The organism is Pannonibacter sp. CBAS1226, from assembly GCF_055685825.1.
Genome location: NZ_JBVOUO010000017.1, coordinates 23,522 through 46,402, shown reverse-complemented (window position 1 = coordinate 46,402; position 22,881 = coordinate 23,522). Strand labels below are relative to the sequence as shown.

At 63.4% G+C, this 22,881-nt stretch carries 17 protein-coding genes; 11 read left to right on the top strand and 6 right to left on the bottom strand.

The features are described from left to right. Nucleotides 1-406 precede the first annotated feature (406 nt). The 6 genes from AC0CMF_RS24205 (at nt 407) to AC0CMF_RS24180 (ending at nt 6,995) form a co-directional block, all read left to right on the top strand. Nucleotides 407-1,930, top strand: a complete 1,524-nt coding sequence (locus AC0CMF_RS24205) for an ABC transporter substrate-binding protein (protein WP_472482501.1) — start codon at nt 407-409, stop codon at nt 1,928-1,930. A gap of 101 nt (nt 1,931-2,031) precedes the next feature. Beyond that, nucleotides 2,032-3,360, top strand: a complete 1,329-nt coding sequence (locus AC0CMF_RS24200) for a GH1 family beta-glucosidase (protein WP_123195374.1) — start codon at nt 2,032-2,034, stop codon at nt 3,358-3,360. Nucleotides 3,361-3,436: 76 nt separating this feature from the next. Further along, entirely contained in the window at nt 3,437-4,378 is a 942-nt protein-coding gene (locus tag AC0CMF_RS24195; RefSeq protein ID WP_058898503.1) for an ABC transporter permease, read from the top strand. Continuing rightward, entirely contained in the window at nt 4,378-5,250 is an 873-nt protein-coding gene (locus tag AC0CMF_RS24190) for an ABC transporter permease (RefSeq protein ID WP_122522698.1), read from the top strand. Before AC0CMF_RS24195 ends, AC0CMF_RS24190 begins: the two co-directional genes overlap by 1 nt. Before the next feature lies 1 nt (nt 5,251). Further along, nucleotides 5,252-6,460, top strand: coding sequence for an amidohydrolase/deacetylase family metallohydrolase (locus tag AC0CMF_RS24185; protein ID WP_058898505.1), 1,209 nt, complete (start codon nt 5,252-5,254; stop codon nt 6,458-6,460). Between the two features lie 22 nt (nt 6,461-6,482). After that, nucleotides 6,483-6,995 (top strand): RidA family protein, encoded by a 513-nt coding sequence (locus tag AC0CMF_RS24180; protein ID WP_058898506.1) that lies wholly within the window; start codon nt 6,483-6,485, stop codon nt 6,993-6,995. A 6-nt stretch (nt 6,996-7,001) separates the two neighbouring features. On the opposite strand, the gene AC0CMF_RS24175 is transcribed toward AC0CMF_RS24180, so the two are convergent. Continuing rightward, nucleotides 7,002-7,805 (bottom strand): IclR family transcriptional regulator, encoded by an 804-nt coding sequence (locus tag AC0CMF_RS24175; protein WP_374629056.1) that lies wholly within the window; start codon nt 7,803-7,805, stop codon nt 7,002-7,004. A gap of 127 nt (nt 7,806-7,932) precedes the next feature. Between AC0CMF_RS24175 and AC0CMF_RS24170 the strand changes: the two genes are divergently transcribed. Both AC0CMF_RS24170 and AC0CMF_RS24165 read left to right on the top strand, forming a co-directional pair. Then, the gene (locus tag AC0CMF_RS24170; RefSeq protein WP_058898508.1) at nt 7,933-9,129 is read left to right on the top strand and encodes an aminotransferase class V-fold PLP-dependent enzyme; all 1,197 of its coding nucleotides are present in this window, start codon (nt 7,933-7,935) and stop codon (nt 9,127-9,129) included. Between the two features lie 16 nt (nt 9,130-9,145). Beyond that, nucleotides 9,146-10,975, top strand: coding sequence for an ABC transporter ATP-binding protein (locus AC0CMF_RS24165; RefSeq protein WP_374629057.1), 1,830 nt, complete (start codon nt 9,146-9,148; stop codon nt 10,973-10,975). A gap of 157 nt (nt 10,976-11,132) precedes the next feature. On the opposite strand, the gene AC0CMF_RS24160 is transcribed toward AC0CMF_RS24165, so the two are convergent. From AC0CMF_RS24160 to AC0CMF_RS24140, 5 genes are all read right to left on the bottom strand, one after another. Next, nucleotides 11,133-14,666: an error-prone DNA polymerase gene (locus AC0CMF_RS24160; RefSeq protein WP_374629058.1), complete on the bottom strand. Its 3,534-nt coding sequence runs from the start codon at nt 14,664-14,666 to the stop codon at nt 11,133-11,135. Continuing rightward, nucleotides 14,650-16,131: a Y-family DNA polymerase gene (locus AC0CMF_RS24155; protein WP_374629059.1), complete on the bottom strand. Its 1,482-nt coding sequence runs from the start codon at nt 16,129-16,131 to the stop codon at nt 14,650-14,652. Before AC0CMF_RS24155 ends, AC0CMF_RS24160 begins: the two co-directional genes overlap by 17 nt. Beyond that, nucleotides 16,046-16,660, bottom strand: a complete 615-nt coding sequence (locus tag AC0CMF_RS24150; RefSeq protein ID WP_374629060.1) for an ImuA family protein — start codon at nt 16,658-16,660, stop codon at nt 16,046-16,048. The genes AC0CMF_RS24155 and AC0CMF_RS24150 overlap by 86 nt, the downstream gene beginning before the upstream one ends. Before the next feature lie 152 nt (nt 16,661-16,812). After that, complete coding sequence (locus tag AC0CMF_RS24145; protein WP_374629061.1) at nt 16,813-17,133, bottom strand: 2Fe-2S iron-sulfur cluster-binding protein; 321 nt, start codon at nt 17,131-17,133, stop codon at nt 16,813-16,815. A gap of 29 nt (nt 17,134-17,162) precedes the next feature. Then, nucleotides 17,163-18,422: a cytochrome P450 gene (locus tag AC0CMF_RS24140; RefSeq protein ID WP_374629062.1), complete on the bottom strand. Its 1,260-nt coding sequence runs from the start codon at nt 18,420-18,422 to the stop codon at nt 17,163-17,165. A 108-nt stretch (nt 18,423-18,530) separates the two neighbouring features. Here AC0CMF_RS24140 and AC0CMF_RS24135 point away from each other — a divergent pair, with 108 nt between their 5' ends. The 3 genes from AC0CMF_RS24135 to AC0CMF_RS24125 all read left to right on the top strand — a co-directional run bounded on the left by AC0CMF_RS24135 (nt 18,531) and on the right by AC0CMF_RS24125 (nt 22,660). Further along, entirely contained in the window at nt 18,531-19,364 is an 834-nt protein-coding gene (locus AC0CMF_RS24135; protein WP_374629063.1) for a helix-turn-helix transcriptional regulator, read from the top strand. 87 nt (nt 19,365-19,451) lie between these two features. After that, the gene (locus AC0CMF_RS24130) at nt 19,452-21,314 is read left to right on the top strand and encodes a sensor histidine kinase (RefSeq protein ID WP_374629065.1); all 1,863 of its coding nucleotides are present in this window, start codon (nt 19,452-19,454) and stop codon (nt 21,312-21,314) included. Further along, nucleotides 21,311-22,660 carry a sigma-54-dependent transcriptional regulator gene (locus AC0CMF_RS24125; protein ID WP_374629066.1) on the top strand — a complete coding sequence of 450 codons (1,350 nt, stop codon included), beginning with the start codon at nt 21,311-21,313 and terminating at the stop codon, nt 22,658-22,660. Before AC0CMF_RS24130 ends, AC0CMF_RS24125 begins: the two co-directional genes overlap by 4 nt. Nucleotides 22,661-22,881: the final 221 nt, after the last annotated feature.

The window sequence follows — 22,881 nt, the reverse complement described above, 5'->3', positions numbered from 1 at the left end:
CCCGCTGCCCAGGGCCAGTCGTAATCCCTTCGAACGCAGGCCTTCATCGCCGGCTGGCAGCTCTACCGCGCTCGCGGACCTCTTGGGGAGCGGGTGCATCGTCTTGCTCATGATGCTCCATCCCACTCAGGAATGTGAACCCCGGCAAACCTGATGCGGGGCAGTCTGCAATCGCCATAATGCCGGTCTTCAGCCGATCGCCAGCCTCGACGCGTGCGCCGCGTGCCTTTTCAAACCGATACCAAGTCTTCCAATGCTGACGCATCACGCCTTGAGATTGCTCAGGCGCTGCTCGGGCTCGTATGAGGCGGATAATTCAAGCGGCACTTGACACCCATCTGCAAACGCGGCTTAACTATCATAGTAATGGCTGCTATTATATAATTATGAAGCAGAGGGAACGAGGATGTTGAAAAACGCGTTGCTGGCAGCAGCAATCATGACGCTGCCGCTCTATCCAGGACTGACGTTGGCTGCGGGAAAGATCGATGTCGCGACGATCGGTGAACCGCCGACGCTGGATCCGATGGTGTCGACCGCCGACGTCGTCGGCATGACCACTCAGCATATCTTCGAAACGCTCTTCACCTATGACGGCGAGTGGAACGTGGTGCCGCTTCTCGCCGACGCCATGCCGGAGATTTCCGAAGAAGGCAGGGTTTACGACATCACCTTGCGAAAGGACGTGCGGTTCCACGATGGAAGCACCATGGATGCCGGCGATGTGCTCGCCTGCATCGAGCGCTGGATGTCGATCGCCTCACGCGGCAAGCAGGCTGCTCCGTATGTCGAAAAGGTTGAGGTGACGGGTGACAATGCGATCCGCATTACACTCAGCAAGCCCTATGCGCCGCTTCTGTCGCTTCTGGCCTTCAACAACTCCGCAGCCGTGATCATGCCGAAGGAGAATCTGGCTGAACCGCTCGTGGCCTTCACCGGTACCGGTCCATACATGTTGAAGGAGCACAAACCGGACCAGTACATCCAACTCGTGCGCTTCGATGATTACGCAGCCCGTACCGAATCCGCGAATGGCTTCGGTGGCAAGCGCGAAACCATACTGGACGAGATCCGCTTCGTGCCTGTGGCGGATGCCAATACCCGCCTGGAAGGCATCCTGTCCGGCCAGTTCGACTTTGCCGATTCACTGCCGGCGGAGAGCTATGGGCGTCTGGAGAGTGCCGACAAGGCGCTGCCGGTCGTGCTGGAGCCCTTCGGCGCGCCGGTTTTCGTCATGAACACCAAGCAGGGAATGATGACGAGCAAGGCGGTCCGCCACGTCATCCAGACGGCGCTGAACCCCGAAGACATGCTGCTCGCGGCCTTTGGCAATGAGAAGTTCTTCAGGGTCAGTGGCTCACTCTATCCGCAAGGCTATATCTGGCACACCGATGAAGGCATCCAGCGCTACGGCAGCGGCGATCCCGTGAAAGCAGGAGAAATGCTGAAGGAAGCCGGTTATGACGGCAAGCCGCTGCGCATCCTGACGAGCCGGCAATACGAGTTCCATTACAAGATGGCACAGGTCGCGGCCGAGTATCTGAAGATGGCGGGTTTTACGGTCGACCTCGGGATTTATGATTGGGCGACGCTGACGCAGCGCCGTGCCGATCCAGCGCTCTGGGACATCTTCATCACCCATGGGCCGTTCCCGGCAGAACCTGCCCTCAACGGCTGGATGTCCGATGATTTTCCAGGCTGGTGGAACTCGGCCGAAAAGCATGCCGTTACCGATCCCTTCCTCGCGGAAGCCGATCCGCAGAAGCGCAAGGCGCTTTTCGCTGAAGTGCAGAAGGCATTTTACGAGGAAGCTCCTGTCTTCAAGGTCGGCGACTTCAATGCCTTGACTGCGGAAGCGAAGACGCTGGAAGGCTTCAAGCCATCGCCTTGGCCGTATTTCTGGAACGTCAGCACCGAAAACGGCAAGTAATCCTGGTTCCTCCCAGGACCTTGTCCCGGCCGGTGCTCACCCACCTCACCGGCCGGGATCCTTTTTATCTTGTTCATTCCGCGACTTGAGCAGGTACTCCCATGACAAGAGCCTTTCCGAGCGGTTTTCTCTGGGGCACCGCCACCTCGGCCTTTCAGATTGAAGGGGCAACCAGGACGGACGGCCGGGGACCGAGTGTCTGGGACGTCTATGCCCACACGCCCGGCCGGACCACGAATGGTGACACCGCCGATATTGCCTGCGACCACTATCACCGCTATCCGGAAGACATCGGCCTGATGCGCGATCTCGGTGTCGGGGCCTATCGCTTGTCGACCGCATGGCCGCGGATCTTTCCCGAAGGCAAGGGACAGGTGAATCAGCGTGGGCTCAATTTCTACGACCGGGTCATCGATCTGCTTTTGCATGAAGGGATCGAGCCCTGGATCTGCCTTCACCACTGGGACATGCCGGTGGCGATCGAAGAGAAAGGCGGCTGGCGGAATCGCGATACCGCAAGCTGGTTTGGCGACTACGCGGCCGAGGTGATCCGCCACTTCTCCGATCGGGTCCAACGCTTCGTGCCGGTCAACGAACCCAATGTCATTCCATGGGTTGCCTACAATCTCGGCCGCCACGCTCCGGGCAAGCAGGATTATGCGAGCTGCCTCGCCTCGATCCACAATCTCAATCTTGCCCACGGCAAGACGGTGACGGCAGTGCGCGCGGAAGCCCCCGCGGCGGAGGCCGGCAATATCGTTTCGCTCGGGCCGGTTCGTCCGCATTACGACGACGAGGCTCATCGTGAGGCATGTGTTCTCGGCGATGCGCTCTGGCGCCGCGTCACAGTCGACCCGTTATGGCTCGGCACCTATCCCGAACCGCTGAGGGACCAGCTCGATGGACTGGTGAAGCCCGGCGACATGGAGGAAATCAGCCAGAAGCTCGATTTCTTCGGCCTCAATCACTACAACCCCGTCTATGTCGCGCCGCATCCCGGTGCCACCTGGGGCGTGGCCGAAACCATGCCGCCGACCGGTGCCGGCCCGCTCACGGACGTCAACTGGGTGGTCGATCCGGGTGCCTTCCTCGAGCAGATCCGGGATACCAGTGCCCGCTACGGCAATCCGCCGATATACATCACGGAAAACGGCGCCTCCTTCCACGATGCGCTGAGGCCCGACCGGACGGTCATCGACAAGGAGCGGATCGCCTATTTCGAGCGTTATCTGAACACCGTTCTGGATGCGATCGAGGAAGGCCACGACATCCGGGGTTATTTCGCCTGGTCGCTGATGGATAATTTCGAATGGGGCCGCGGTTTCAGCAAGCGTTTCGGCCTGGTCTATGTCGACTACCCGACGCTGCAGCGCATTCCCAAACAGTCCTATTACCGCCTCGGCGGCATTATTCGCGAGAATGCTCTGTGAGGGCGGTCTCTTTTCCTGCCGGCACTTCGCATGACCCGCGCTCGGCCGGGCGATGCGTCAGACACGGTGAAGCTGCATGATACGTTATGTATTCCAACGCCTGCTCGGCATGATCGTGGTCATGATGCTCGTAGTGACGATCGTCTTCGTGATCGTTCGCGTCACTCCGGGTGATCCGGCGGCCGTAATGCTGGGACCCGATGCGACCGCCCAGGACGTAGCCGATCTCAGGACCCGTCTCGGCCTCGACCAGCCTATCCTCGTGCAATATGGAAGCTATGTGCTTTCGCTGCTGCAGGGCGATCTCGGGCGTTCGATCTTCCTCAATATTCCGGTTACGGCGGCGCTGGCGCAGCGCGCGGAGCCTACCTTCTTCCTCACGGTCTTTGCACTGATACTTGCGAGCGCCGTCGCTCTTCCCGTCGGCATCTATGCCGCCTACCGCCGCGGTTCAATCATCGACCAGGCGGCAACGGTGATCGCCATGACGGCGGCCAGTGTGCCGAGCTTCTGGCTTGGGCTGATCCTGATCCAGTATTTCGCCGTGAAGTTCGGTGTCTTCCCGGTCTCTGGTTATGGCGGGCCGGGCGCGAGCTTTTTTGAGCGGCTGCATCATCTGGTTCTGCCAGCGGTTTCGCTTGGCCTTGTTTCGTCCGCGCTCATCCTGCGTTTCACGCGTGCGGCCATGCTCGATGTCCTGAACGAGGATTACATCCGCACCGCCCGCTCAAAGGGCCTGGTCGAACGGCGGGTGATATTGAAACACGCTCTGAAGAACGCGCTGATCCCGATCCTGACGGTCATCGGCCTCACCGGTGCCGTGCTCGTGGCCGGTGCCGTGGTCACTGAAACCGTATTCGCGCTTCCCGGCGTCGGCAGTCTCGTCGTTTCAGCCGTGCTGCGCCGTGACTATCCGGTCATCCAGGGAGCACTGCTCGTGATTGCCGGCCTTTACGTTCTCATCAATTTTGTCATCGACATGCTCTATCTGCTGGTCGATCCAAGGGTGCGCTACTGATGGCCGAGGTCCAGATTTCCTCCCCTGCGGGGGCCGCTTTGTGGGTTTTCCTGCGCCGGCTGACCAGGCGCAAACCGGTGCTGATCGCGCTTGCCGTCCTTGTCATCTTCGTCCTGCTCGCCGTGCTCGCGCCGGTGATTGCGCCTTATTCCCCGACCAAGCTGTCGATCGCGAGCCGGCTGAAGGAGCCAAGTCTCGAACATTGGTTCGGGACCGACGAGTTTGGCCGGGATGTTTTCACACGCACGATTTTTGCTGGCCAGGTTTCACTCTTCATCGGGTTTGCGGTGGTGGTGCTGTCGGCGCTGATCGGAGTGACGCTCGGCTTGCTGGCGGGTTTCTTCTCGCGGCTCGACACGCCGATTGCCCGTCTGATCGACGCCATGATGGCGTTCCCGGACATCCTGCTGGCGATTGCGCTGGTCGCGGCCCTCGGCCCATCGATGTCGACGGTCATCGTGGCTCTGTCGATCGTCTACGCACCACGGCTCGCACGCATTGTGCGCGCCTCGACACTCGTCATCCGTGAACTTCCTTTTGTCGAGGCTGCCCAGTCCATGGGCATCTCGACCTACCACATCATGACGCGGCATGTGCTGCGGAACCTCATCTCCCCCATTCTGGTGCAGACCACCTTCCTCTTCGCCAATGCGATCCTCGCCGAGGCCGGGCTTTCCTTTCTCGGCGTCGGCGTCAGCCCCGAAGTTCCGACCTGGGGAACCATGATTTCCTCCGGCCGGCAATATCTCGATCAGGCCAGCTGGATGACGCTTTATCCGGGCCTGGCGATCATCCTGGCCGTTCTCTCACTCCAGATCGTCGGCGATGGAATGCGCGACATGCTGGATCCCCGTTTGCAGAAGGACTTGTAAGATGGTGCAGGCAAGAACCGCCGAACCTCTGTTGATACGCAACGTAAAGCCCGTGGGCTTCGATACGGTGCAGACCGGAACCCCGATCGATGTTGCCATCGGCGCTGATGGCAATATCGAGGCGGCCGCGCCGGGCCTGCCGCAGGCTGGCGGCCGGACGGTTGTCGACGGGCAGGGTGCCTGGATCTCGCCGGGATGGATCGATCTTCATGTTCACATCTGGCATGGAGGCACGGATATCTCGATCCGGCCGTCCGAATGCGGCGCGGAACGCGGCGTCACCACGCTCGTCGACGCGGGCTCTGCGGGTGAGGCCAACTTCCACGGTTTCCGGGAATATATCATCGAGCCGTCGCGAGAGCGCATCAAGGCGTTCCTGAACCTTGGCTCGATTGGCCTGGTGGCCTGCAACCGCGTGCCGGAACTGCGCGACATCAAGGATATCGACCTTGATCGCATCCTCGACTGCTATGAAGCCAATAAGGAGCATATCGTTGGCATCAAGGTGCGGGCGAGCCATGTCATCACCGGCTCCTGGGGTGTGACCCCGGTCAAGCTCGGCAAGAAGATCGCCAAGATCCTCAAAGTGCCGATGATGGTTCATGTCGGCGAACCACCAGCGCTATACGACGAGGTCCTGGAAATCCTTGATCCTGGCGATATCGTCACCCACTGCTTCAACGGCAAAGCAGGCTCCTCCATTCTGGAGGATGAGGATCTGTTCCAGCTCGCCGAACGCTGCGCGTCGGAGGGCGTGCGCCTGGATATCGGCCATGGCGGCGCTTCGTTCTCCTTCAAGGTGGCGGAAGCTGCGATCCAGCGCGGCCTGATGCCGTTCTCGATCTCGACCGACCTGCACGGCCATTCGATGAACCACCCAGTCTGGGACATGGCGACGACGATGTCGAAGCTTCTGTCGGTTGGCATGCCCTTTACGGAGGTCATCCGCGCGGTCACGGCGGCCCCGGCCTCGGTCATCGGCCTGCCGGGCGAAAACCTGCTTTCGGCCGGTAACCGGGCGGAGTTCACGATCTTTAATCTGATCGATTCAGATCTGGAAGCGACTGATTCCAATGGGGATGTCGCCCGGATGAGCAAGCTCTTCGATCCGGTCTACGCCGTGATCGGCAGTGAGGTCATCAAGGCCAGCCGCTACCAGCCGCGCCCGCCGAAACTCGTTCGCCACAGCCATGGTTATTCCTGGCGTTGAGCCGGGTCTGCAATTTCATCAGATGACAGGTGCTTTAGTGTCCTATTCCTCCGCCCTCGAAAATGATCTCTCCGGGGCCGTCTATGCGCGGCTTGCCGAACTGAACATCGAGATCCCGCCACCGGCGCCGCCGATCGCTAATTTCGTTTCCCACAAGATTGAGGGCAACATGCTCTACCTGTCAGGTCAGGGGCCCCGGGAGGCTGACGGCACGCTCCATACCGGCAAGGTTGGTGGCGGCGTCACGACGGAGGAGGCCTATCAGCACGCGCGGCTGACGGGGCTCAATCTTCTTGCTGTCATGCAGGATGCGCTGGGTGATCTTGGCCGGGTCAAGCAGGTGGTAAAGCTTCTTGGCATGGTCAATGCCGTGCCGGATTTTGCCGATCACCCGAACGTCATCAACGGTTGCTCCGATTTATTGATCGAGATCTTCGGCGAAAATGGCCGTCACGCGCGCTCAGCCGTCGGCTTCGGCTCTCTTCCCAACAACATCACGGTCGAGATCGAAGCGATCGTGGCGCTCAAGGAGTAGGGGGCATCAATGGCTGCGCCAACCCATCAGCCTTTCGATATTGGCGGCCGAATCCCGCACCAGGTTGCCGTAATGAGCATCTTGCTGGCTGACCTTCTGTTCGGGAAGCACGATGGAGATGGTGGCCACGCACTCGCCCTGACCGTTGCAGATGGGAGAGGCGATGCAGGCCACAGCGTAGTCGGACTCACCCGCCTGGATCGAAAGCCGGTTCTCGAAGGCCTTCGCCGCCGCAGTCGACAGGGAGGCAGCGTCGATATCTGCACGGCCCGTCGGCGAGGAGCGCGCACCGCGCTTGAAAAGCTCGATGCGCTCATCTTCCGGAAGATGGCCAACAAGCAGGCGGCCGGACGCGGTCCAGTTGAGTGGCACCCGGGTGCCGACACGCGAACTCACCTGAAAATGGCTGGGCCCGTCGGCCATGGCGAGCACCAGCATATGGTGTCCGTCGCGGCCGCAAAGCTGAACCGTTTCCCCGGCCAGCCGGCAAAGATCGTGCATCTCCTGGGTGGCAACGCTCATGAAATCGATCGAGCGGGCATAGGCGAGGCCATAGTGGTAAAGCCGCGGACCAAGCCAGATTGCTCCGTTGGCGGTACGCGTCAACATGTTCTTCTCAACGAGGTCGTCGATGATCGTGTAGACAGTCGACAACGGTGCACCCACCGCTTTTGCGATCCCGTATGCCCCTTCTGGAACGCCGGTTTCGTAGAGATGGTCGATGATCTGCAGTGTGCGGTCGATCGCACTCACCCGGGAGCCGCGGCTTTTTTTCGTGGTGTCAGCCGTGGTTTCGGTAGTCTCGGCCATAGCATGCCTTTCTTCTTCGCCTCGGGTGGTCAAGGGACAACCGCAGGTACTCAATGCGTTATTACATTATTACGTTATGGCGTCCGCTTCTACCGGCGGTGCAGCGTGATCGCAATAGGAGAAATCAATGAGTGAGGATATCCGGGCACGCCTCGGTCTGCGCCCCGTCGTTAATGTATCCGGCACGATGACGAGCCTCGGTGCGTCGATCGTGGTGCCGGAGGCAGTCCGTGCCGTACAGGCCATCATGCCCCAGTTCGTTGAAATCAATGACCTGCAGCGCAAGGCGAGCGCCGTCATCGCGAGATTGACTGGCGCTGAGGCGGGCTTCGTGACTGCCTCCTGCTCCGCGGGCATCAGTCTTGCCGTTGCCGGTGCGATCACGGGGCCGAACCTGCTCGCCATCGAGAAGCTCCCCGATACGCTTACCGACCGCAATCAGGTGATCGTGCAGATGGGCCATGTCGTAAGTTATGGTGCGCCGGTCGACCAGTCGATCCGTCTTGCCGGCGGCAAGGTGGTGATGATCGGCCAGGCAACCTCCACCCATCGGTATCACATGGAGCAGGCGATCACCGACAAGACGGCGGCGGCGGTCTATGTCGTGTCCCACCACGTGGTCAATTACGGGCTGCTGCATCTTTCGGAGTTTGTCGAGATCGCCCACGCCAGAGGCGTGCCGGTGATCGTCGATGCTGCATCCGAATATGATCTGAAAGGCTTTCTCGCCACCGGCGCCGATATCGCGCTCTATAGCGGGCACAAGTTTCTGGGTGGTCCAACCTCGGGCATCGTCGCCGGCAGAAAGGAACTGGTGCGCTATGCCATGCTGCAGAATCTTGGCATCGGGCGCGGCATGAAGGCCGGCAAGGAGAGCATCTACGGCGTGATGGCGGCATTGGAGGCCTGGGAAACCCGTGACCATGAGGGCATTCGCGCCCGCGAAAGTGGTTATCTCAAACTCTGGAAGGAGACGCTCGAGCCCTATCCGGGCGTGACGGCGGTGATCGATCCCGATCCGACCCGCAATCCGCTCGACCGGCTGAAGGTCCTCATCAGGCCGGATGAGGCGCATATTACGGCTTGGGATCTGTCCCGGGCCTTGGCGTCCGGTGACACGCCCGTCATCGTCCGCGATCATGAGGCCGAGCATCATTACTTTTATCTCGATCCCTGCAACCTGCACCCCGGTCAGGAAGAAATCGTGGCACGCCGCCTGAGGGAGGAACTCGACAAGGCCCGCAGTTCCAACGAGGTGATTGCGACACCGATCGAAGATCTGAGCCGCCATCGTTTCGATGGGCTCATGCGTTGGCCCGACTGAGGCAAGCACGAAAGGAATGCCGGCGATGACGACACAACCCGTTCTCTCCGTCCAGAACCTGACCACCTCCTTCTTCAGCGAGGGCGAGTGGAAAAGCGTCATACGCGACGTCTCATTTGACGTCGCGCCGGGAGAGACGCTCGCCATCGTCGGCGAAAGCGGCTCGGGCAAGAGCGTGACGTCGCTGTCGATCATGCGGCTTCTGCAGCGGGAGACCAGCCGCATCGAGGGCAAGGTCTTCCTCGGAGGGCGCGAATTGCTCGGCCTGCCCGAGCGCGAGATGCGCAAGGTTCGTGGTGCCGGGGTGGCGATGATCTTCCAGGAGCCGATGACGAGCCTCAATCCGCTCTTCACCATCGGCGACCAGATCTCGGAAGCGATCCGCTGCCATAGCGATGTGTCCAAGGCCAGCGCGCGATTGGAAGCCATTCGGCTTCTGGAAAAGGTACGCATACCTTCGGCGGCTTCACGCTTCGATGAATATCCGCACCGTTTCTCCGGTGGTATGCGCCAGCGGGCCATGATCGCCATGGCCCTCGCCGCAAAGCCTAAGCTTCTGATCGCCGACGAGCCTACGACTGCGCTGGACGTGACGATCCAGGGCCAGATCCTCGATCTCATCAAGACCCTGCAGGAAGAGGAAGGGACCTCAGTCCTCTTCATTACTCACGACATGGGCGTCGTGGCCGAAATAGCTGACCGGACCGTCGTGATGTTTCGCGGCGAGCAGATCGAAACCGGCAGGACGGCGGACATCTTCCATGACAGCACGGAGCCCTATACCCGGGCGCTTCTGTCGGCTGTTCCCGTCTTGGGCTCGATGGCCGGCTCGACACTGCCCGCCCGTTTTGCCATCACCGATACGGTGACGGGAGCCGTGGAACCACCGAAAGATCTGCCTGACACGGTTGCGCGTGATGCGGCGCCAGTGCTGGAGGTCAGGAATCTCACCAAGCAGTTCGACATCTATTCAGGCTTTTTCGCGCGTCCTGCCGGCCGTGTGCACGCTGTTGGAGATGTTTCGTTCAAGCTCCATGCCGGCGAAACACTATCCCTTGTTGGCGAGTCCGGCTGCGGCAAGTCGACGACCGGCCGCGCCATCATGCGGCTGATCGAGCCGACGAGCGGTTCTGTCCTGATCAACGGGGAAAATGTTCTGGCTTTCGACCGCAAGGAAATGCGCAGTCTCAGACGCTCCGTGCAGATGATTTTCCAGGATCCTTTCGCCAGCCTCAATCCGCGCATGACGGTCGGCGAGGCGGTGGCTGAACCTTATCTTGAACACAAGCTCGGAACGAAGGCCGAGGCACGCGAGATGACGGCGGCGATGCTGGAAAAGGTCGGGCTCTCGCCGGACATGGCCCGGCGCTACCCGCATGAGTTCTCCGGTGGCCAGCGCCAGCGCATCTGTATTGCACGTGCGCTCGCCCTCGAACCGAAGATCATTATCGCCGACGAAAGCGTCTCTGCGCTTGATGTATCCATCAAGGCGCAGGTCATAAATCTCATGCTCGACCTTCAGGAGAGCATGGGTATCGCCTTCCTGTTCATCTCTCACGACATGGCGGTCGTCGAGCGCGTTAGCCATCGGGTAGCTGTTATGTACCTTGGGCAGATTGTCGAAATTGGTCCGCGCGCTTCCATATTCTCCAGTCCGCAGCATCCGTATACGCGAAAGCTGATGGAGGCTGTACCGGTTCCCGATCCGGACAGGCTTGGACGGCGCCGCAATATCGAGGCGGAAGAGTTGAGAAGCCCGATCCGGGAGATCGGCTATTCAAGACCCGAAGCACTCTATAGTGAGGTTGCTGCCGGTCATTACATCTTGAAGGACTTCGCGGGGTAACGGCAGCTTCTCGATGCGCCTTTCTCGTCGAGCATTGGTCAGGCTCGTGCGAACCTGATACCGGTGGGACGGCAAGCCTGGTGCAGAAGGCTGGCGGCTATCCGGCTGCAATTTCCCGCTCGGGGCGATGTTTGTCATTCATTGCCCGGTCAGCCAGTCAATGAAAATCGCGGCTCCGGAATAGAAGCTTGGCCTGTTCACGCGGATGGCGGGCGCCGGGTTTTCCGCCCCTCAGATCAGCGCCGCCGGGCGCGGCAGGCGTTCTGCCCGTGGCATCTATCTCTCCGCCAAACTGGCCGAGGCCGGGCAGGATGTGGGACAGGTCCTCGATCTGTCCGGCGATGAGATGCACCACCTGCCCTTCGCGCTGCAAACGCCCCGTCACGCGCAAAAGCCGCCCGCCGATGACGGCGCGGCGGAAGGCTTCATAAACCTTGGGCCAGACCACCACATTGCTGACGCCGGTTTCATCCTCCAGCGTCAGGAAGATGACGCCCGAGGCGGTGCCGGGGCGCTGGCGGGTGATGACGAGACCGGCCACACTCACCTGCCGTAGGTCCGGCCGGGTCAGCTGGTCATGGGCCGTGAGGCCCGGCAGCGCGGGGCGCAGCAGTTCCATCGGGTGGGCACGCAAGGACAGGCGCAGGGCGACGTAATCCTCCACCACTTCCTCGCCCAGCGACATGGAGGGCAGGGCCACTTCAGGCTCGGCAATCGCTTCCCCGTCCATGCCGGAGAACAGCGGCAAGGTGCGGGCCTGACCCAGCGCCTTGACCTGCCACAGGGCGGTCCGGCGGGTGAGGCCAAGGCAGGTCAGCGCGTCGCCTTCCGCCAGCCGCTGCAGCACATCGCCTTTGAGGCGCGTGCGCTGCCAGATGGTTTCCACATCCGGATAACCGTTGCCCCGGCTGGCGGCGATAACCTGGCAATCCGCCTCGCGCAGGCCCTTGATCTGGCGGAAACCGAGGCGCAGGGCCAGTGCGCCGTCGCTGCGCCGCTCCAGCGTGTTGTCCCATGCGGAGTGGTTGACCGAGACGGGCCGAACCTCCACTCCATGCTCGCGCGCATCGCGCACGATCTGTGCCGGAGCATAAAAGCCCATGGGCTGGGCATTGAGCAGGGCGCAGGCGAAAATGGCCGGGTGGTGGCACTTCATCCAGGCGGAGATATAAACCAGCCGGGCAAAGCTCGCCGCGTGGCTTTCGGGAAAACCATATTCGCCGAAACCCTCGATCTGGCTGAAGCAGCGCTCGGCGAACTCCGGGCTGTAGCCATTGCCCAGCATGCCGGAGATGAACTTGCCCCGGAACGTATGGATCGTGCCCATGCGCTTGAAGGTGGCAAGGCTGCGGCGCAGCCGGTCGGCCTCGCCGGGCGTGAAGCCCGCTGCCACCACGGCAATCTGCAGCGCCTGTTCCTGGAACAGCGGCACGCCCAGCGTCTTGCCCAGCACACCCTTGAGCGCGTCAGAAGGATAATCCACCTTCTCCTTGCCCCGCCGCCGGTTGATATAAGGATGCACCATGCCGCCCTGAATGGGGCCGGGGCGGACGATGGCGACCTCGATCACCAGATCGTAGAAGTCCCGCGGGCGCATGCGCGGCAGGAAGTTCATCTGCGCCCGGCTTTCCACCTGGAAGACGCCGATGGCATCGGCACGGCACAGCATGTCATAGACGGCCGCATCCTCCTCCGGCACGCTGGCCAGCGTCAGCGCCTGCCGCTCGTGCTGGACCAGAAGATCAAAGCCCTTGCGCAGGCAGGTGAGCATGCCGAGAGCGAGCACATCCACCTTGAGGATGCCGAGGGCGTCGATGTCGTCCTTGTCCCATTCGATGACGGTGCGCCCCTCCATCGCGGCATTTTCGATGGGGCACAGCTCGTCTAGCCGGTCACGGGTGATGACGAAGCCGCCCACATGCTGGGACAGATGGCGGGGAAAGCCGATGATTTCCGCAATCAGCTCCAGCGTCATGGCAAGGCGCCGCTCCGACGGGTCCAGCCCGATTTCGCGCAGCCGCGCCGGATCCGGCGGGCCATTGGACCAGCCCCAGCTTTGCCCGGCAATGGCGGCGAGCACATCCTGCGACAGGCCCATGACCTTGCCCACCTCGCGGATGGCGGCGCGGGAGCGGAAATGGATGACAGTGGCGGTCAGCCCGGTGCGGTGGCGGCCATAGCGCTCGTAGATGTGCTGGATCACCTCCTCGCGGCGCTCATGCTCGAAATCGACATCGATATCCGGCGGCTCGCCGCGCTCGGCGGAAATGAAGCGCTCGAACACCATCAGCGTGGTGCCGGGCTTCACCTCGGTGATGCCAAGCGCGTAGCAGACGATGGAATTGGCCGCCGACCCGCGCCCCTGGCACAGGATGTTCCGGCTGCGGGCAAATTGCACGATGTCATGCACGGTGAGGAAATAGGGCGCATAGGCCTTGAGGCGGATGAGCACCAGCTCCCTTTCCACCTTGGAAAGCGTGTCCGCATCCGCGCCATCGGGAAAACGCTCGCGGCTTTCGAGACCGGCCCGCACCAGCCGCTCCAGCCGGCCTTGCGCATCCTCACCGCCGCTCACTTCCTCCGGGTACTGATAGCTGAGATCATCCAGCGAAAAGGCGCAGCGGGCGGCAATCTCCAGCGTGCGGCGGAGCGCTGCCGGATAACGGGTGAAAAGACGGGCCATGCCGGCCCCGTCCTTCAGCCGCCGCTCCCCATTGGGCAGGGCGCGGCGGCCGAGGGTGGCGATAGTGCAGCCCTCGCGCAGGCAGGTCAGCACATCGGCGAGCGCGCGGCGGCCCGCCCGGTGCATCAGCACATCGCCAACGGCGACCAGAGGCGCGGCCGTTGCCAGCGACAGGCGGTACAGCGCATCGAAGCGGGCCTGATCCTGCCCGTCATAGCCGGGCACCGCGCCGGTGTAGACATGGCCGGGGAACTGCTGGACGAGCCGGTTCAGCACGGCCTTCACCTCCAGCGCCGTCTCCGGCTTCGCGGTGAGAAGATCTGGCGGCAGGGCGATGAGGATGAGGCCGCGGCCCCATTCCATCAGGTCGGCGGGATAGAGCGTGCAGGCGCCTTTGACGGCACGGCGCTTGCCGAGGGTCAGCAGGCGCGATAGCCCTGCATAGGCGGGTTTGTCCACCGGCAGGGCTACAAACTCCACCGGACACTCCTGCAGCACCAGCCGGGCTCCGGTGATCAGCTTCGGCAGGGTGGGGCCGGCGGCGGGCCGCGCCGTAGTCTGTTTCCTGTCCTGTGTGCCTTCTACTTCCGGTGCGTGCTGATCCAGGCAGCCCATATCCTGCGGGGCCATGTTCTGGTGGCCCATGTCCTGACGGCTGGACGGATCCACGCGCCGGCGTGAGCGCACATCTGCACGCATGGTGTTTTCCGGCGGATTTCTGACCGTTCCGGCGTCGTGTCCGGGTGGAGATGGCGCAGCCAGCCCTTCTCCGGGGAGCTGTTCCTGAGCCTGTTCCGCCAGCTGCCGCCGCAGCTCGCGCAGGGCTACATGGGCCCGCACCACGCCTGCAAGGCTGTTGCGGTCGGTGATGGCAATCGCCTGCAGCCCCAGTTCCGCCGCCCGCAACACCAGTTCCTCGGGATGCGAGGCGCCGGTCAGGAAGGTGAAGTTGCTGGTGACGCAAAGCTCGGCATAGCCGCCCGCTGCCGGTTCAGGCAAATTCGCCATGGACGTACCATCCCGGATCCTGCGGTGTATGGAACAGCCAGAGGCGGCGGCCCTCGCGGGTTTCGACGAACCAGTAATCGCGCAGGCCCCGGCGCCAGGCGGGATCATCCAGCCACCATTCCGGCGACAGGCGCTCCGGCCCCGAGGCGCGGCCAAGGGTGAAGCGCATGCGCCGCCAGGAGAAACGGGCGGGCGGGCTTGTCCCTTGTGCCGTCAGCGGCTCGGGCGGAAACAGGAGGAGCGGGCGGCGCGGGCCACTCTGGGGAAAAGGCTCCGGCCGGCTGAAGGCGGCGGGGGCGGCGAGATAGCTGCGTTCCGGAATGTGGCTGTCCGCAGGCAGGTGGCGGCGCACGGCATCAAAGCCCAGACGGTTGCCGATGCGGGTGATGAGATCGGCGAGCTTGCCCTCCGCTTCGCCCTCGCCGGCGCTCGTCAGCTGCTGCGGCTGCATCTCCTCCACGATGCTGACGGTCATGCGCAGCTGGTCGAAGCCGAAACCGGCATCCACCTTCTCGATCGAGCGGGCAAACAGGCGGGCGATGGCGACGGGGTCGCGCATGGGCCGGGCAAGGCCCACGTCCAGCTGCGCCAGATCGCCATCCACCCGCCGCAGTTCCACATGCAGCCGCCGGGCGCCGAGATTGACGGCCGCCAGCTTTTCGCACAGCCGCTCCAGCAGGCGGGTCAGGCCGGCCATCACGTCATCGACAAGGCCTACCGGCTCCGGCAGGGTGATGCGGGCGCCGAAATGCGGCGGCGGGCCATCGGGAGAAACGGGCTCTCCGGCCAGGCCGAGCGCCTGATCGAGCCGCAGCATCAGCGAGGCGCCGAAGCGGCGCGCCAGTGGCGCACGCGGCACCTGCGTGAGATCACGGATACTGCGCAGGCCCATTTGCTGCAGGCCGCTGGCCGTCTCCCCATCGATCCGCAGGGCCGAGGGCGGCAGCGCGCCGATGGCGGCGAGCGCCTCACCCGGCGGAGCAATGCCGCCGCCATGGCGCGAGAGCGCATAGGCCGCCCCGCGCGTACCGGCAATGGCGGCGGCGGCTGTCAGTCCGGCATGGCTGAAGCGGCCATGGAGATCGGCGAGAAGCCCTTCCTCGCCGCCGAAAAGATGCGGCACGCCGGTGATGTCGGCCACCAGCCCATCGGCGCCATCGCGCCCCACCATGGGGCCATAGCGCCCGGCCCAGCGGCCAAGGGCGGCCAGAAACTGCCGTTCGCCGGGCAGGTCTGCCGGTTCGCTGACAAGCTGCGGGCACAGGGCGCGTGCATCGGCAAGGCTCATGCCCCGGCGCAGGCCGCGTGTTTCGGCCGTTCTGTTCAGGCAGTGGATATGCTCGCTGTTGCTGCGGTTGAGGCTGATGGCAAACGGCCCGTCATGAGGCCGCAGCCGCAGGATACGGTCGCTCGCCAGTCTGGGAAACCAGATGCACAACACCCGCCGGGCCAGAGCTCTTGTCATTGAGGCGCACCATCCAGTTGCCGTTTGTTCCTCTTTTGTTCTTTATAAGCGACCAGGCCTGCAGAGTCGAGTCCGCCTCATCCCACAAGGGCACGCAGTGCCAGCGGGTTTCGCTGGCGTTGCTGCCGCCCTCCTGTCCGGTGACGAGCAGGCCCAGCGTGCGCCCGCTTTCTGCGGCCAGCTGCAGGCGGCGGCCCTGCGTCAGGGTCAGGGGCTTTTCCGTCAGGGTGATCACCGCATGCATCGCGCCGGAGCGCAGCGCTTCTTCCATGCTCCACAGCTGATCGGTCTGTGTGGGGGCCTGCACGGTGATGAGGCGGCTCGGGTCGATCAGCGGCGCAACGCCTGAGGGCAGCAGTCCGCCGCGCAGATGAGTGGGCACGATCAGCAGCACCGCCTTGTCCGTTCCCCTGCCCTCACGCAGTTGCGCCGCCTGCAGCAGCGCAAAAGCCAGCGCTGCCGGGCCGGAGGCTTCATGCACCCGGTCCGGGGCCAGAACGGGAAGGGAGACTGACGGACTGTTGCTCATCACTTGGCAGGTTTGGGGTAAAACGTGAACATACCCACCTATAGCCTGAAAGCTGCAGCGAGTCTCCCTGTTGAATCTGGCAGGGCGTCTCCGGACCTTTCGCCACGAGAGGTGGGCTCTTCAGGATGTCCAGCCAAGCAACAGTTCCGGCTTCAGTGCTGGCTTGCTGGAAGCTCCACCACCAGCCCGTCCATGGCCTCGCTGACGGTGACCTGACAGGTGAGGCGGCTTTGCGGGCGGGGGTCGATGACGCATTCGATCATCGCCCGTTCCATCTCTTCCGCCTCCGGCAGGGCGATGCCCTGTCCCTCGGGGATGTAGCAATGGCAGGTGCCGCAGGCGCAGGCACCGCCGCATTCGGCGGCGATTTCCTCGATGCCATGGGCAACGGCGGCACCCATCAGGCTCTGGCCGCTTGCGGCCTCCACTTCGGTGCGGGTGCCATCGGCGGACTGGAAGATGATACGGGGCATGGGGGCGTGTCCAGTTGGAAGCTGAAGGCTCAGGCAGGAGCCAGATGCAGGTTAAGGCGCTTGGGCCCGCGCACGGAAAGGCCGCGCTTGTAGTCCACCTGGTCTTCGGCCAGCTCCAGCCTTGCGCAGCGGCGCAGCAGGGTGGCGAAGATGATTTCCATGTCCAGCCGCGCCAGATGGTTGCCCAGGCAGAAATGCGTGCCGCCGCCAAAGGCCAGATGCCGGTTGGGCTTGCGGCCTGCGTCAAACCGGTCCGCATCGGCAAAGGCCGCCGGGTCGCGGTTGGCCGCGCCATAGAGCAGGCCGAACTTCGTCCCGCGCGGATAGGCGGTGCCGGCGATGGTCACGTCTTCCGTGGCGTAGCGGTGGAAGAAGGGCAGGGGCGATTCGAAACGGAACATCTCCTGCACGGCGGTGGGCAGCAGCCCGGGATCGGCCTTCAGCTTCTCCCGCTCGTCCGGAAAGCGGAACAGGCAGTGCATGCCCGATCCCAGCACGTCGATGGTGGAGCCATGCCCGGCCATGAGGATCAGCATACAGGTGGAGATGAACTCGTCCTCGGTGAACTGTCCCGAGGCCTCGGCGCGGATCAGCTCGGAAATCAGGTCCTCACGCGGGGCCTTCTGCCGCTCGGCCTTCAGCGCGGTGAGATAGGTGTAGAACTCGGTGGTGGCGGTTTCGGCCAGCTGCTTGCGGGCGTCCGAGCGGTCGATATCGAAGAACTGGACAATATTCTCGGACCAGATGCGCAGCTGCGGGCAGTCCTCATCCGGCACGCCGAGCAGCCGCCCGATGATGTGGCCGGGCACCTGCGCTGCCAGATCTTCCACGAAGTCGATATCCCGCTGGTCCAGCAGGCGGTCCACCAGCCCGTCCACGTAGGACTGGATGCTGTCGCGCAGCCTTGCGATCATCGCCGGGGTGAACAGGCGGAACACGGCCTTGCGCAACCGGTCATGCACCTCGCCGTCGCTGTCCAGCAGGCTGAACTGCACGAAGCGGGAATGGTGGGGCATGTCGTGCCAGTTTCCGGCGCGCTTTTCAGCGGCGATCTCCTCGGGGCTCACCAGCCCGTCCAGCGAGCGCACCATCCGCTTGTCCATGACAATGGCGGACACATCCTCGAAGCGGGAGGCGAGATGGATCTTGAAATCGGGGAACCATGTCAGCCCCTCGCGCGCCCGCAGCTGCGCATAGGCGGCATAGGGATCCGCCGCAAAGGCAGGCTCCAGCGGCGCAAAGACAAACTCATCCTGTGACGGCGCTGCGCCGGCTGCGGAACCTGACATGACAAAATCTCCCTCAAGAGGCGGAAGATAGCTTCAGAAAATCCGCGCGAAAATGCAAGATCAACGCAAAAGCTGGACAAAACTCGCAAGGCCCCGCATCGTCAGCGCATGATGGACGAGCGTGAAGAGATTGCCTTTCACACCCCCGGTGCGCTGGCGGCGGTGCTGCCCTATGCGCTGCAGGCGGCCGGTCACGGGCTGGCGCTGCCCGGCGCAGAGCCGACACGCAAGCGCTACCGCGATCACGTGCTTCTCATCGCCACGCAAGGGCAGGGCTGGATCGAGACGGGCGGCGCCACACACGCGGTCCTGCCGGGTATGGTGGCCTGGCTCGACACATCAAGGCCTTATGCCCATGGCGCGGCGGGGGAGGGCCGCTGGCGCTATTACTGGATGGGTCTGCGCGGCGCGGGGCTTGATGCGCTGCACCGGGTGCTGGATGTGGCGCGCCAGCCGCTGTTTCTGCCCGAGGCCTGCAGGGACATGGAAGCTGCCTTTACGGCTGTGCTGCGGCTGGCACAGCAGGGCGGGCCTGCGGTGGATGCCCTGGTGAATGCGCAAGTGGCGCTCATCGTCTCGCAGCTGGCGGCCGGGCGCCCGGCGGATGAAGGACGCACGCAGGATCCTCGTATCGCCGCGCTGATGGAGCGCCTGCGCGCCAGTCTTTCCCATCCCTGGCGGATCGGGGACATGGCGGCGCTGACAGGGCTCAGCCCCTCCCAGCTTTTCCGGGCCTTCCGGGCGGCCACGGGCACGACGCCGATGGATTTTCTGCGCCATGAGCGCATCACCGCCGCCAAGCGGGTGCTGACGGAAAGTTCCGGAACCGTGGCAGAGGTTGCCGCCGCCTGCGGCTATGCCGACCCCTATCATTTTTCCCGTGACTTCCGCCGCCTCACCGGGCTTCCACCTGCGCGGTTCCGCAAGGGCGCCGGTTTCTGACGGGCGGCAGCTGCGGCCTTGGCTTTGGCTTGCCATTGGAAACCTCCGCCTGCCACGGTATCTTCTGCCCGAAGAGGACCTGACCTGATGGCAGATGCAATATCTCCTGAAAGACGCATCATTGCAGCGCGGCGGATGATTGCGGCGCTGATCGTGCTGCTGGGGCTTTCGGCCCTGGCGCTTGTGACGATCGGCGACAGGACCCTGACACGGCATTTCATGCAGGAGGCCTCGCTGCAGGCCGGCAGTGCCTTGCGTCTGGCGGTCGCAGCCCTCAGCGGCCATCTCAGCCGCTATGAGCCGCTGCCAACCCTGATCGCCGATCATCAGGACATGAAGGATCTGCTGATGGATCCGGACAATGCCGGCCTGCGCCAGCTGGCAAACCAGTATCTCAAGGACATCAACACGCTGCTGGAATCCTCCGACATCTATGTCATGACAACGGACGGAACGACGATTGCCGCCAGCAACTTTGACGGGCCGGCGAGTTTCGTCGGCGAGAATTTCAGCTACCGCCCCTACTTCCAGGAGGCCGCAGCCGGGCGGCCGGCGCGCTTCTATGCCCTTGGCACCACTTCGGCCAAACGCGGCTATTATTTTTCGGCACCGGTCCGGGTCTCGGGAGAAATCCGCGGGGTGATTGTCTTCAAGGTCGATATCGAAGGCATCGAAAGCTCCTGGCAGGGCGGTGAATACAAGATCCTCGTTTCGGATCCGGAAGGCATCATTTTCATGACCGGCAATCCCGAATGGCTCTATGCCTCGGTGCTGCCGCTGACCCAGGAGCGGCTGAGCCGGACAGAAGAATCCCGCCGCTATTCCGACGCCATCCTGCGGGAGCTGCCGGTGGCGCGGAGCAGTTTTGCCGGGCATGATCTGATGACCATCAGTCAAACCGGCAGCCAGACCGGTGGCCAGTCCGGCGGCAGCCGTGAATATCTGATGCTCGAGCATTACATGCCCGGAGCCGACTGGACCGTGAAGGTGCTGCTCGACACGGCCTCGATCCACACCCAGGCGCGCACCAGCCTTGTCGCCATCCTCCTCTTCCTCTGCCTGTCCGTGCTCGGGGGTTCCGCCGTCATCCAGCGCCGCGCCCGGCTGCAGGAGCGCATGTTCATGCAGATCGAGGCGCAGGCGGAACTGGAGCGGCGGGTGGAGGAGCGCACGGCCGATCTTGCAAGGGTGAACCTGCAGCTGCGCCAGACCCAGGCGGATCTGATCCAGGCCGGCAAACTTGCCGGGCTCGGCCAGATGTCGGCCGCCTTGTCGCATGAGTTCAACCAGCCGCTGGCTGCCGCCAAGACCTATGCAGACAGTGCCGCCCTGCTGATCGAGCGGAACCGCATCGCGGAGGCGCAGGACAATCTCGGCCGCATTTCCAAGCTCATCGACCGCATGGCGTCGATTTCACGGCATCTGCGCAATTTCGCCCGCAAGCCGAACGAGCGGCTTGGGGCGGTGCGGATCGAGGATGCTGTCCGCGATACTCTGGAAATTGTCTCGGCCCGGCTGGCTTCGGCCGATGCAACCGTGACCACCAGCATTCCTGCGGGCCTTCCGCCGGTGCGCGGCGGTCCTGTGCGCCTGCAGCAGGTGCTCGTCAACATCCTGACCAACGCCTGTGATGCAGTCGAGGAGCTGGAGGACCGGGAGATCATGCTCAGCGCCCGCGAGGATGGCGGGCATATCATCATAGAAATCGGCGACCGGGGACCCGGTGTGCCGCCGGCAATCATCGAGCGGATTTTCGATCCCTTTTTCACCACCAAGGGTGTCGGCAAGGGGCTTGGTCTGGGCCTTTCGATTTCCTATAACATCATCAAGGACTTCGGCGGCAGTCTCGCAGTTCTGTCAAGGCCGGGGGGCGGAGCGCTGTTCCGCATCGGGCTCATACAGGCGCAGGTGGAAGCGGGCGCCGGGACTTTGCAAGAGGTGGCCGTATGAACTCCGGCGTGGTGCTGCTTGTTGATGATGAGGAGGATCTGCGCCTCTCCACCAGTCAGGCGCTGGAGCTCTACGGGCTGCAGGTCAAGGCGTTCTCCTCCGCAGAAGAAGTGCTGGCACGCACCGGATTCGGCTTCGACGGGATTGTGGTCAGCGACATACGCATGCCGGGCATGGACGGCATGACGCTGCTGCAACGGATCCGGGAGCTGGATCACGAGATCCCGGTGATCCTGGTGACCGGCCACGGGGACGTGCAGCTGGCCGTGAAGGCCATGCGCGAAGGGGCTTATGACTTCATCGAGAAGCCTTTCACCACCCAGGCGCTTGCGGGCGTGGCGCGCCATGCGCTGGACCGGCGGGCACTGGTGCTGGAGAACCGCCGCCTCAGGGCCGTTGCAGGCAAGCGTGATGATATCGAGACGCGCCTGCCGGGCCGCACCCCGGTGATGGTCGATCTGCGCTACCGGTTGCGGGCCATCGGCGCCAGCGATGCGGATGCGCTGATCATTGGCGAGACGGGGGCGGGCAAGGAAGTCGTCGCCCGCAGTCTGCATGACATCAGCGCCCGCGCCAAGGGGCCGTTCATTGCCATCAATTGCGCGGCGCTGCCGGAAACGCTGATCGAGAGCGAGCTGTTCGGCCATGAGGCGGGAGCCTTTCCCGGGGCGCTGCGCGCGCGTTACGGCAAGTTCGAGCATGCGCGGGGCGGCACAATCCTGCTGGATGAAATCGGCTCCATGCCGGTGGACTTGCAGGCCAAGTTTCTCAGGGTGCTGCAGGAGCGCACGATCACCCGGCTCGGCTCCAATGAGGCCGTGCCGCTGGATCTGCGGTTTCTGGCGACCAGCAAGGTGGATCTGGCGGCGGAAGTGGCGGCCGGGCGGTTCCGCGCCGACCTGTTCTACCGGCTGAATGTGGCGACCATCCGTGTTCCGTCCCTGGCGCAGCGGCGGGCGGATATTCCGCTCCTGTTCCTGCATCTGGTGCGGGAGGCCTGTGCACGCTATGGCCGCGAGGATCTGGAAGTGGCGCCGGAGGTCCTGTCGGAAATCGCCGAGCGTGACTGGCCGGGCAATGTGCGCGAGCTGCGTAATGCGGCGGACCGGCTGGTGCTGGGGCTGGAGACCGGACTGGACAGCGCCGGGGCTCAGGATGCGCCCTCGACCCGGCTGGCCGACAAGGTGGCCGCCTATGAGCGGCAGCTCATTGCCAATGCCATCACGGCTCATGGCGGGGCTTTGAAGCCGGTCTATGAACAGCTCGGCATCTCGCGCAAGACGCTTTACGAAAAGATGCAGAAATACGGGCTCGACAAGAGTCTTGCTCTGGATGCCCGCGAGTAGGGCAAGGCTTCAGTTCTGTTCAGATGGGCCGGATGACCTGCGCATGTGTGGAATTCCACACATGCGAACTGGGCAATGTTACGGATTCCTCCCATCCCTTAACGGAAAATGAAAGAATCCAGCCGTCTGGAGGACCTCCCGGCGTTGCCATGCGTCCCGGCAGGCGCTTAGGTCCGGTCAAGTCCGGCCCAGAGGAGGCGCCGGGCGGACCATACCGGAAG

Excerpts from the sequence above, each read along its gene's own strand:
- AC0CMF_RS24205 (WP_472482501.1), top strand. The coding sequence starts at position 407 with ATGTTGAAAAACGCGTTGCTGGCAGCAGCAATCATGACGCTGCCGCTC.
- AC0CMF_RS24130 (WP_374629065.1), top strand. The coding sequence starts at position 19,452 with ATGGCAGATGCAATATCTCCTGAAAGACGCATCATTGCAGCGCGGCGG.
- AC0CMF_RS24150 (WP_374629060.1), bottom strand. The coding sequence starts at position 16,660 with ATGAGCAACAGTCCGTCAGTCTCCCTTCCCGTTCTGGCCCCGGACCGG.
- AC0CMF_RS24200 (WP_123195374.1), top strand. The coding sequence starts at position 2,032 with ATGACAAGAGCCTTTCCGAGCGGTTTTCTCTGGGGCACCGCCACCTCG.
- AC0CMF_RS24180 (WP_058898506.1), top strand. The coding sequence starts at position 6,483 with ATGACAGGTGCTTTAGTGTCCTATTCCTCCGCCCTCGAAAATGATCTC.
- AC0CMF_RS24145 (WP_374629061.1), bottom strand. The coding sequence starts at position 17,133 with ATGCCCCGTATCATCTTCCAGTCCGCCGATGGCACCCGCACCGAAGTG.
- AC0CMF_RS24160 (WP_374629058.1), bottom strand. The coding sequence starts at position 14,666 with ATGGCGAATTTGCCTGAACCGGCAGCGGGCGGCTATGCCGAGCTTTGC.
- AC0CMF_RS24185 (WP_058898505.1), top strand. The coding sequence starts at position 5,252 with ATGGTGCAGGCAAGAACCGCCGAACCTCTGTTGATACGCAACGTAAAG.
- AC0CMF_RS24175 (WP_374629056.1), bottom strand. The coding sequence starts at position 7,805 with ATGGCCGAGACTACCGAAACCACGGCTGACACCACGAAAAAAAGCCGC.
- AC0CMF_RS24165 (WP_374629057.1), top strand. The coding sequence starts at position 9,146 with ATGCCGGCGATGACGACACAACCCGTTCTCTCCGTCCAGAACCTGACC.
- AC0CMF_RS24190 (WP_122522698.1), top strand. The coding sequence starts at position 4,378 with ATGGCCGAGGTCCAGATTTCCTCCCCTGCGGGGGCCGCTTTGTGGGTT.
- AC0CMF_RS24140 (WP_374629062.1), bottom strand. The coding sequence starts at position 18,422 with ATGTCAGGTTCCGCAGCCGGCGCAGCGCCGTCACAGGATGAGTTTGTC.
- AC0CMF_RS24195 (WP_058898503.1), top strand. The coding sequence starts at position 3,437 with ATGATACGTTATGTATTCCAACGCCTGCTCGGCATGATCGTGGTCATG.
- AC0CMF_RS24155 (WP_374629059.1), bottom strand. The coding sequence starts at position 16,131 with ATGACAAGAGCTCTGGCCCGGCGGGTGTTGTGCATCTGGTTTCCCAGA.
- AC0CMF_RS24135 (WP_374629063.1), top strand. The coding sequence starts at position 18,531 with ATGATGGACGAGCGTGAAGAGATTGCCTTTCACACCCCCGGTGCGCTG.
- AC0CMF_RS24125 (WP_374629066.1), top strand. The coding sequence starts at position 21,311 with ATGAACTCCGGCGTGGTGCTGCTTGTTGATGATGAGGAGGATCTGCGC.
- AC0CMF_RS24170 (WP_058898508.1), top strand. The coding sequence starts at position 7,933 with ATGAGTGAGGATATCCGGGCACGCCTCGGTCTGCGCCCCGTCGTTAAT.